The sequence below is a fragment of the Aliidiomarina sp. genome, assembly GCF_022565475.1.
Lineage (GTDB): Bacteria > Pseudomonadota > Gammaproteobacteria > Enterobacterales > Alteromonadaceae > Aliidiomarina.
Window position 1 is genome coordinate 339,635 of sequence record NZ_JAIUMR010000002.1, and the last position, 10,763, is coordinate 350,397.

The window sequence follows — 10,763 nt, forward strand, 5'->3', positions numbered from 1 at the left end:
TCCGAACTAGCTGACTTTACACGCTCTATTCGGATTTATCAGCCGTTGCTTGGCGTTTGAGAACACGTTCGACCGACTCCAAGAACTCAGGTGTCATGGATTTCACATGGAGGTCGCGCTGCGGGAAAGGAATGGTAATCCCAGCCTCTTTGAAGCGTTTGAAAATTTCAATCTTAATCGGTGATCGAACACCTTCGAATCCATTGACGGCATCGGTAATCCAAACACGAAGTTGCAAACCAATCCCATTGTCACCAAATTCCATTAGACGAGCCACAGGTGCGGGGTCTTTCAAAACGCGATCAGAGACTAAGGCGCACTCTTCCATGATGCGAATTGCTTCCTCGGGGTCGTCGTCATAGCTGATATCAACGTCGATTTTAATCCGCGTGTTGGTGTCAGAATAACTCCAGTTGATAACTTCTGAGGTGATTAGATTTTCGTTAGGAATCAGTGTGTCAACGCCCTCACGGTTGCGCAGAACAATATAGCGAGAGCGAAGTTCTTGTACCCAGCCAAACTGTTCGCCAATAGTAATAATGTCACCTGGCTTTACCGAACGGTCAAAAATAACAATAAATCCGGAAATGAAGTTTGCAGCAATACGTTGCAAGCCAAAACCTAAACCGACACCTAAAGCGCCACCGAAGACCGCGAAGGTTGACATATCGAAGCCAACCGAGCTTAGGGTCACGAGCACGGCTACCGTAATCAGTGCAAACTTTACAGTTTTAATGAGGCCGACTCGGGCACTTGCGTTTAGTGCCTTCGACTCAGCAAGCCGGACTTCGAGTAAGTGAGAGATCCAACCGGCTATAGTCAAGGCGATTATAATTAAGAAAAATAACTTCAAACCAGAAAGGATCGACAGGCGAAAGTCACCCAGATTGACTCCGACCGCATCGAGTGCAGCAACGGCTTGCGGCAATAGATTGAGTAGATATAACCCGACGATGACCCAAATAATACCGGCAATAAAGCTTTCTGATGCTTTTAAGAGCGGACCGCCTTTGATCGACTTGCGCAAGAAATAAACGATTAAACGAATCGCTGCAAAAGAGCTGGTTAACGGCACCAAAATATTCAGTATCGGTGTTTCTGCTTGCCAGAGTTGAATCAAAAATCGCCCAGACGCAAGAACGATCAACATACTGATCGGCCAAAGTATGCGTTCGAGTGCTCGATAGGTCATGCGGCGCAGGCCGTGGCTAGCACTCCCCGACTCATTCAGTCTGAGTAACATTCGCCGGCGGGTGTAGAGTGCGACGGCGATAGCAATCCCTAAAACCAGCCACTGCAACACCGAGTCAGCGGAATACAGGTGCGACACATGCTCTGCGACGACTTGTAAAAGAGTTTGTACATTCAATGCGTCAGTATTCAAAGATTCGATGGCCATGACGATGATTCCGGGCTAGATCTGCATGAGTTTATTTGATATTTCTAATACAATAACAGATTACTAACAATAAAAATGATTTCGCAAGTGCGAAACGATAATCTTGCTACACGGACGTCATGGAGACTTATGACTAAACTAGTCGCACGCTACTTCTGTCTATTGTTGATTCCGGTTTTGGCTTTATCCGTGATCTCGCACGCCGAAAGTCCTTTGTCATTCAACATTGACTTGGTCAATGCATCACGCCCGATAACTGAACCTCATCTCGAAGAGGCTCTTGATCTTTATTTGCCCATCATTGATGACGAAGAGCGTTTGATTGAGCTCGAACGGATTGTTGAAAATGTCGATCGCGATGCTTACCCGTCGACGTATATGCGTGCAGCAAGTTACGAGTTTTTTGAGTTTTTACGTGTGCGTGAGCTCGAACAAGCAGAATTGCACCTCGATGGGCTGTTACCTTTTGTTCACCGCTACCCCTATGCCGATGTTGTGATTGAATATTATGTCAATTGGCTTGAATTGCGTGAGTTCCAACAGAATCCGAGCGAGGCGCTCGCATTGGCTGAACAACTCATGCAAATTATCGCGGAAATAGAAAATCCGCGGATCGGTTACTACGCGAATCTCATCTTGCTACAAGTCTTTGTGAACAACGGCCAATATGAACGAGCTCTCGAGCAGGGCTTGGTGTCGTTGCAGTGGTTAGGTCAAACGAATGACAGCAGGCGAGCGACGCGGAGACTGTCGCTGACACAACAGATTGCACAAACCTATATCCAAATGCGAAATTACGACGCTGCACTCGAGCTTATCCAACAGTCCATACAGGAAGCAGAGCAAGAGTCACTTCATGACTTTTTGCCCGGATTATTGCTGTTAAAAGGCTATATCGAAGCAACTGTGGGTCAAACGGAAGCTTCCATTGTGACGCATCAACAGGCGATCGAATGGGGCCAACGTATGGAGTTACCCGGCGTCGTCCTCACAAGTATGAATAATATTGCGAGCAGCTATATCCACCTTGAAGACTATGCGCGTGCTCGTTCGATACTGCTTGAAACTTTAAGCTTGATAGAAGCACAAGGCTTGCTAAGCGAAGATAGTGCCTTGGCTCACGTCGTCCAGTTTAATCTTGGCTATATCGATGTCATGGAAGGTGATTTTTCGGGGATTGAGGCAGTGCAGTATCATACCGATGCGCTCCGTGCATTATCGAACGATGGTGAATTCTCAGAGCATCTTGAGTATTCGGCGAAAGCATATGAACGCGCAGGGATGTATCAAGCGCAAGCGCAAGCCCTGATTGAGCAACGCACCTTACGGGAAACTATTGCTCAGAAAGAACGAGAAGATGCATTGCGCGAGCTCGAAGTCCGCTATCAAGCACAAGATCGTCTGCAGCAAATCGAGTTACTTGAACAACGGAACGATTTGCAAGAGCAAGTGATTGCGAACAAACAACTACAGCAGCAGATTTTTGTTCTGTTTGGAGTGGTGGTCGTGTTAGGCCTTGTTCTGCTTGGGTTTCTATACCGAGAAGCACGACGCGCTAACCAAAAGCTGAAAGTGGCCAATAAGCAGCTGGAATTCCATTCTCGCCGCGATCCGTTAACGGCTTTGCTGAATCGCAGGGCGTTGCAAGATCATATGACGCATCGTGCTAAGAACGAGCGCCGTAAAATTCACCCAGAACACCCAGACGGTCTGGTATTGCTCGATGTCGACTTTTTCAAGCGCATCAATGATACCTGCGGACACGCAGCGGGCGACACGGTGTTAAAGGCGTTGAGCGAGCGCTTAACCAATTTAGCACGCACCAGTGACCTTGTTGTGCGTTGGGGTGGCGAGGAGTTCTTACTCTATTTACCCGGTATGGACGTTGATAAGCTGCCTGGATTCGTAGACCGAGTGTTAAACGTGATTGGCGAAAAGCCGGTTGAGCATGAAGGTCAAGAAATTCCAGTAACGGCGACCGCGGGCTTTATTCACCTGCCGTTTGCCGGTCTTGACGAGTCTGTTTTAGGTTGGGAACGCGCGCTACAAATCGCCGATATGGCTTTGTATATTGGTAAGGTACACGGTCGTAACCGCGCGTACGGGTTGCGTGGCTTGAATAAGCCGTACGAAGAAATTAAAGACCAATTAGAAAACGATTTAAATGCGGCAATAGAAGAAGGGGCGGTTGACTACGTCGTCATTGAAGGTCCAGCGCAAAAACGGCGTCAAGAGGTGCCACCCAATGCCTAGCGCGCGGCACACTCGTTAAAGAAAAGGTATTTCGTAAACTCATAACCAAAAAAAGCAGCGTTCGAAAATCACTTCAAACGCTGCTTTTTTGTGCGTGCCAGCAAAACTTAACGTACCGGCACTTTCTCCCATAAGAACTCGGTCATCATGGTGCGTAAGTGCAACGATGTGCCTTCACCTTCGCGAATACCATGGGTGCGGTTCGGGTACGCCATGAAGCGGAACTGTTTGTTGTGTTTAATCAGTTCGTCTTTTAAGCGCTCAGTGCCTTGATAGTGCACGTTGTCATCGGCGGTACCATGCACCAGCAACAAGTCACCTTGCAGGTTTGCTGCATGGGTCACCGCTGAGGTTTCTTCGTAGCTATCGGCAGCCTCTGGCAATAATCCTGAGTAACGTTCTTGATAAATGGTGTCATAAAGACGCAAATCTGGAACTGGCGCAAGAGCTATACCAGCGTGGAACTTGTCTGGGTAACGAAACAGCGCATTCAAGGTTTGTGACCCACCACCACTGTGGCCCCACATCGCAACACGATTGCCGTCAATCCAGCTCCAACGGGCCAGCATTTCATCGAGGGCGTCGGCTTGATCCCGTACGGTCACGATGCCCAATTGCATATAGATCGAATGGCGCCAGTCGCGACCACGTGGCGAGCGCGTGCCCCGATTATCAATCGACACCACCACATAACCAAGCTGGGTCATGTAGTCATGCCACAGGTAGGTTTGACCTTGCCAACCATCAGCAACGGTTTGTCCCCATGGCTCACCGTAGATGTACATGATTAACGGATATTGTTTGTTAGGGTCAAAGTCTGCCGGGCGCATGACGTAACCATCAAGCACCAAGCCGTCACGCGCAGTGACTTGGAAAAACTCTGACTGGCTGGTAATTTTCTTGGCTAACGTTGCTTTCAGCGCTTCGTTCATTTCCAATTCGTTAATCACACTGTGGTCCGGTAAGGAAATCATGCGAGTTTCCGTCGGTACACCTTTGCGTGACACGTAGTGCAGGGCAAAACGACCATCGCGGGAGACTCGGTAACTATGTGAACCCGACCAATCCGCTGGGGTAATGCGCTGCGCTTCCGAACTGCCGTCTAGTGCCACGCGGAACAAATAACGCTGCAATGGGTTTTCTGGCGAGGCAATAAACCACGCATAACCTTGGCCTTGGTCATTGGCGACAATTTCGGCAATTTCGATGACGTCATAGTCGCCTGAAGTTAACGGGGTTAAGCCGTCGCCATCGCGGTCGAAGCGGTAGAGATGGCGGTATCCTGAACGCTCGCTTTGCCAGATAAAGCTCTGTCCATTGCGGAAGAAACGCACATCGTCAACTTGCTCGACCCAAGCGTTACTTTGCTCGGTGATTAACGCTTCGGCAGTGCCAGTTTGGGCGTTAGCCAACCAAAACTGCATAAAGTTCTGCGCGCGGTTCATTTGTTGAATCATTAACTCATTACTATTACCGGCCCATTCCATGCGCACCAAATAGTGGTCGCGTGGGTCACCCGGTAGCTGCATCCAAGTGGTGTCACCACCGTTCGCTGGTAACACGCCAACCCGCAACGACGAGTTCGTTTCACCAACTTTTGGATAAGGAAACTCGGTTAGGGTTGGATACAACGCACTGACGTTGTCGATCATGGTGAACATTGGCACACCGCTAGTATCCACTTGCCAGTAGGCAATGTGGCTGCCGTCCGGTGACCAACGGAAACCGTCACGCAAGTAAAACTCTTCTTCGTTGACCCAATCAAAGGTACCGTTAATAAGGTCACGGCTGCCGTCGTGTGTCAGCTGGGTAATTTCACGTGAGCTTAAATCTTGCACATAGATGTTGTTCTGCATGACATAAGCAACACGCGTACCGGCGGGGTCAAACTTAGCAAATTGTAAGGTCGACTCCGGTGCATCGCCACCGAGCTGGAACAAGCGACCGTTTTCACGATTCAGCACCCAGTAATCACCGAGCGTGTGTGTGCGCCACGAGCGTCGCGTGTTGGTGAAAATTAACAGTTGTTGCGCATCTTCCGACCACTGATAATCGGCAATGCGGAGTGGGTCTGCGTCCTCACTTGGGCGCAATAAGTCAGCACTCACTAACACGGTACGCTCGCCAGTCTCAGGATGATAGCGAACAATGTCGCGGCCGCCGTTCTCGTTCTGCTCTAAAGTTGTGTAACCGCTACCGTCCGCTAACCAACGTGTGGTCGGGAAGCTTTTCATCGAGAACATGTCGCTGGCATAGATATCCGCTAAAGTGAACGTGGTGTCACTTGGCAGTGGACTCGTTTGCCCGCGTGGTTGTTCAGTCAATGCGTTGGAGTCGGTGCTAACACAGGCACTGGTAAACAGTGCTGCACTGGCAACCAATGCCAATATTTTTGTTGTTTTTGTGAATCGGTTCATGGAATTTTTCCGTAGGTTTTCGGCCAAAATCACTCTGATTGTAGCGGGTTTTGTGATTGAAGAAAGCCAACTAGTCGAGCTAAAGGTGCGGTTGACCTTGAAATCGAAAGATTCCGACCGCACGTATAGGGTAATTCACGCGTTATTTTAAAGAGGGTCGTCTTTTGAGCACTGCCAACAATCCATTATTGACCGATTTCTTTCACCCCCCCTTTCCGGCCATTCGTGCAGAACATGTGGAGCCTGCCGTGAGTGAGGCGATTGCCCACTGCAAAGCTGTGATTGGCCAAGTGGTCAACATTGAACAGCCAACCTGGGAAAGCTTGGTTGCGCCGCTTGAACAGGCTGACGATCGCTTAAGTCGTATTTGGTCGCCAATCTCACACATGAACTCGGTGGTAAGTGAAGACGCTATGCGCGCTGCTCACGATGCCTGTTTAGAGTTATTGTCTGACTACTCAACTTGGGTTGGTCAGCATGAAGGCTTGTTTAACGCGTATAAGAAGCTTGCGCAGAGCGAGTGTTTTTCCGAGTTAAGTACAGCCCAACAACGCGTGATTACCGATACCTTACGCGACTTTGAGCTGTCAGGTGTCGCCTTACCTGCGGAACAGAAAAAGCGTTACGGCGAAATTCAAAACCGTCTTTCACAACTCAGTTCACAATTTAGTAATCAATTGCTGGATGCAACGCACGCTTGGTTTGCTCATGTGACCGACGAGAGCGAGCTTGCTGGTTTACCAGAGAGCGCAGTTGCAGCAGCAGCCGAGGTCGCGCAAGAGAAAGAACTCGACGGTTGGGTGTTTACACTCGATATTCCGAGTTATTTACCAGTGATGATGTATGCAGAAAATCGTGCGCTCCGGCAAAAAATGTACGAAGCCTACGCAACACGCGCCTCGGAGCAAGGTCCCAATGCAGGAGAGTATGATAACTCGGCGATTATCGATGAAACCCTCGCGCTGCGCCATGAGCTTGCTCAGCTCCTTGGTTTTGCCAACTATGCCGAAGTTTCATTAGCAACGAAAATGGCCGACAGTCCGGCTCAAGTTCTCGGTTTCTTGCACGACTTAGCGGAGCGTTCACTGCCGCAAGCACGCAAGGAATTTGAAGAAATCAAAGCGTATGCGGAGCATGAGCATGGCGTAACTGATTTACAAGCATGGGATATTCCATTCTATGCGGAACAACTGAAACAGCAGCAATTCGAAATTTCCGACGAAGTCTTGCGACCTTACTTTCCAGAATCGAACGTTGTTCAAGGCTTGTTTACTGTGGCCGAGCGTTTGTTTGGAATTCGTATCGTCGAAGCGTCAGCACCGACTTGGCATGATCATGTTCGCTATTATGAAATTTACGATGCCGAGGACAATTTGCGTGCCGGTTTTTACCTTGACTTATACGCGCGCTCGAAAAAGCGCGGCGGTGCATGGATGGCCGACTGCGCTGTCCGTCGACGCTTGCCGGACGGTCAGCTGCAGCTGCCTCTTGCGTACTTGACGTGTAATTTCAATAAACCGATTGGCGACAAACCGGCACTCTTCACCCACGACGAGGTGATTACCTTGTTCCATGAGTTTGGTCACGGTCTTCATCACATGCTAACGAAAATCGATGTAGCTGGGGTGTCGGGTATTAACGGCGTTGCCTGGGATGCGGTTGAGTTACCGAGCCAGTTTCTAGAGAACTGGTGCTGGGAGCCTGAGGCGCTTGCATTTATTTCCGGCCATTACGAAACCGGTGAACCACTGCCACAGGACTTATTGGATAAAATGCTGGCCGCACGCAACTTCCAAGCCGCAATGCAAATGGTCCGGCAACTTGAGTTTTCGTTGTTTGACATGCGTATTCACCAAGAATTCGATGCTGAGCAAGGTGCGCGCGTACAAGCTATTTTGGACGATGTGCGACGGCAAGTGACGGTCGTTGTACCGCCGGCGTATAACCGTTTCCAACATAGCTTTGGCCACATTTTTGCCGGTGGCTATGCGGCGGGCTATTACAGCTATAAATGGGCCGAAGTGCTGTCCGCTGATGCTTATGCGCGGTTTGAAGAAGAAGGCATTTTTAATGCCGATACTGGGCGTGACTTCCTTCAGCACATTCTCGAAATGGGCGGTAGTAAAGACGCGATGGAATTATTTAAAGCTTTCCGCGGTCGTGAGCCAGATATCGCGCCATTGCTACGTCATTCGGGTATTGCCTCGGCAGCATAATTGCTTGTGTGACAACTCGAATCAAAATTAAGGGCCGATGGTTTTCCATCGGCCCTTTTTTCAGTGGAATATGTGATTGTGGCTGAAGCGACTATCACGTCGCGTAAGCTAAAACTAAACTCACGATGCCAGCAATCGCCGCCACAAAAGCCACTAATAAAATTATAAAAACAATAATATAAGCAAGCGGATTGCCTTGGGAAAAATCACGCCGGCGATTTGCTTCAGTTTGTACACCAAACAAAGCGGCAAGCACACTCCAGACAATGGCCCAAAGACCCGGCTGGTTGTTTTTCTCTTCGTGCTTATTGGGCATAGACTCTTGGTGTTGCATTGTTCGTTCTTTCCTCTCGTCGGATCATTGAGGTTAATGTAGCACCTTGAATAACAATGCACTAGTTGCGCTGATTTTTTTAAAAACACAAAGTACACCGCACGGTCCGTGCAGCTCAATTTTTTAGGTGAATCAAATGCGCTCACTTGTTAAACTAGCCGCCGACTTTCAAATTGCAAGAAGGCTTGTGACTATGCGCGAATTCTTAATTGCCCCTTCGATTCTGTCAGCCGACTTTGCCCGTTTAGGCGAAGACGTTGAAAATGTCTTGGTGGCAGGAGCGGACGTCGTGCATTTCGATGTCATGGATAACCACTTCGTACCGAACTTGACGATTGGGCCGATGGTCTGTGATGCATTGCGCAATTACGGTATTACCGCGCCGATTGATGTGCACTTAATGGTCGAGCCGGTCGATGCACTGGTGCCGCAGTTCGCCAAGGCTGGCGCCAGTATGATCACCTTTCACCCAGAAGCTTCGGTGCATATTGACCGCACCTTGCAGTTGATTCGAGATCACGGCTGTAAATCGGGTTTAGTTTTTAACCCAGCAACGCCACTGCATTATCTCGACTACGTGATGGACAAGGTCGACATTATTTTGCTGATGTCGGTTAACCCCGGTTTCGGTGGCCAGTCTTTTATTCCGCAGACGTTGGACAAGCTGCGCGAAGCGCGGAAGCGCATTGACGACAGTGGTTATGATATTTTATTAGAAGTCGACGGTGGTGTGAAAGTCGACAATATTCGTGAAATTGCAGCAGCTGGTGCGGACATGTTTGTCGCGGGTTCGGCCATTTTCAATCAACCCGATTATGCCGAAGTGATTGCGCAAATGCGCGCGGAGCTGGCGGCAAGTGGTCGAAAATAATGTGAGAGCCACTGTTACAGAGCATGAGCAAAGTGAATTCTATTCATGTTCACAGTGGGTTAACCTGAATGAGATTCAGGTTAGATAAGAATTTGGTATTTACAGGTAGAAAAATAATGAGCAAACCCGTTGTATTAAGTGGCTGTCAGCCGTCAGGGCAATTAACCATTGGTAATTACATGGGCGCATTGCGCCAGTGGGTTAATATGCAAGACAGCCATGACTGTCATTTCATGCTGGTCGACCTGCATGCGATTACTGTTCGCCAAGACCCAGTCGCCCTGCGCAATGCAACCTTGGATGGCTTAGCTCTGTATATGGCGTGTGGCTTGGATCCTGAGCGCAGTACTCTGTTTTTGCAGTCGCATGTGCCGGAACATTCCCAATTAGCGTGGGTACTGAATTGTTACACCCAAATGGGTGAGCTGAATCGTATGACTCAGTATAAAGACAAGTCACAGAAGCAAGAGTCGAATATGAATGCGGGTTTGTTTACCTACCCGGTGCTTATGGCCGCTGATATTCTATTGTATAACGCCAATGAAGTGCCGGTCGGCAATGACCAAAAGCAGCACCTTGAGTTAGCGCGTGATGTGGCGACCCGCTTTAATAATATTTATGGCGATATCTTTGTCGTGCCAGAACCATTTATTCCGCAGCACGGTGCGCGAATTATGAGTTTGCAGGACCCAACCAAGAAGATGTCGAAGTCGGACGACAACGCCAATAACTTTATTGGTTTGCTCGAAGAGCCGAAGAAAATCGCCAAGAAAATTAAACGCGCAGTGACCGATTCAGACGAGCAAGCGCGGATTTACTTTAACCCTGAAGAAAAGCCGGGCGTGTCAAATTTATTGACGCTATTAGCGGGCGCAACCGGCCGCAGCATTGATGACTTAGTACCTGAGTATGAAGGTAAAATGTACGGTCACTTAAAAGGGGACGTGGCTGATGCGGTGGTGGCATTTTTGGAGCCAATGCAAGCGCGCTTCCATGAAATACGGGCAGACGAAGCCATGATGGATGCGGTATTGGCAAAAGGGGCTATGAAGGCTCGTGAAGTGGCTGCTGACACTGTCCGACGCGTGTATGACGCGGTGGGCTTTGTGTTACCACGCTAACATTTATTAGAAAGCCACCGTCAGGGTGTAATGCCAGTCAGTTAAGCTGACTGGCATTTTTTCTTTTAAGGGGGTATTTCCTTGTTTTCGGCTTCACCCACCTCGGATAACATCTATCCTCGCGGCGTTCCGGTAGTTTAAAGTACCCCATC

General features: G+C 49.1%; 7 protein-coding genes. 4 read left to right on the forward strand and 3 right to left on the reverse strand.

Features of this window, described 5'->3' with window-relative positions:
- Positions 1–25 precede the first annotated feature (25 nt).
- Positions 26–1,399, reverse strand: a complete 1,374-nt coding sequence (locus LAT77_RS03285; protein WP_290563115.1) for a mechanosensitive ion channel domain-containing protein — start codon at positions 1,397–1,399, stop codon at positions 26–28.
- Positions 1,400–1,528: 129 nt separating this feature from the next.
- Here LAT77_RS03285 and LAT77_RS03290 point away from each other — a divergent pair, with 129 nt between their 5' ends.
- Positions 1,529–3,652 carry a diguanylate cyclase gene (locus LAT77_RS03290; protein WP_290563116.1) on the forward strand — a complete coding sequence of 708 codons (2,124 nt, stop codon included), beginning with the start codon at positions 1,529–1,531 and terminating at the stop codon, positions 3,650–3,652.
- Positions 3,653–3,759: 107 nt separating this feature from the next.
- On the opposite strand, the gene LAT77_RS03295 is transcribed toward LAT77_RS03290, so the two are convergent.
- A complete protein-coding gene (locus LAT77_RS03295; RefSeq protein WP_290563117.1) occupies positions 3,760–6,069 on the reverse strand; it encodes a S9 family peptidase in 2,310 nt (769 codons plus the stop codon).
- A gap of 164 nt (positions 6,070–6,233) precedes the next feature.
- On the opposite strand from LAT77_RS03295, the gene prlC reads away from it, so the two are divergent.
- On the forward strand, positions 6,234–8,285 hold the full coding sequence (gene prlC / locus LAT77_RS03300; RefSeq protein WP_290563118.1) for an oligopeptidase A: 2,052 nt from the start codon (positions 6,234–6,236) through the stop codon (positions 8,283–8,285).
- Between the two features lie 94 nt (positions 8,286–8,379).
- Here the strand turns inward: prlC and LAT77_RS03305 are convergent, their stop codons facing one another.
- Positions 8,380–8,619, reverse strand: a complete 240-nt coding sequence (locus LAT77_RS03305; protein WP_290563119.1) for a DUF2970 domain-containing protein — start codon at positions 8,617–8,619, stop codon at positions 8,380–8,382.
- 193 nt (positions 8,620–8,812) lie between these two features.
- Between LAT77_RS03305 and rpe the strand changes: the two genes are divergently transcribed.
- Positions 8,813–9,490, forward strand: coding sequence for a ribulose-phosphate 3-epimerase (rpe, locus tag LAT77_RS03310; RefSeq protein ID WP_290563120.1), 678 nt, complete (start codon positions 8,813–8,815; stop codon positions 9,488–9,490).
- A gap of 116 nt (positions 9,491–9,606) precedes the next feature.
- Positions 9,607–10,611 carry a tryptophan--tRNA ligase gene (trpS, locus tag LAT77_RS03315; protein ID WP_290563121.1) on the forward strand — a complete coding sequence of 335 codons (1,005 nt, stop codon included), beginning with the start codon at positions 9,607–9,609 and terminating at the stop codon, positions 10,609–10,611.
- Positions 10,612–10,763: the final 152 nt, after the last annotated feature.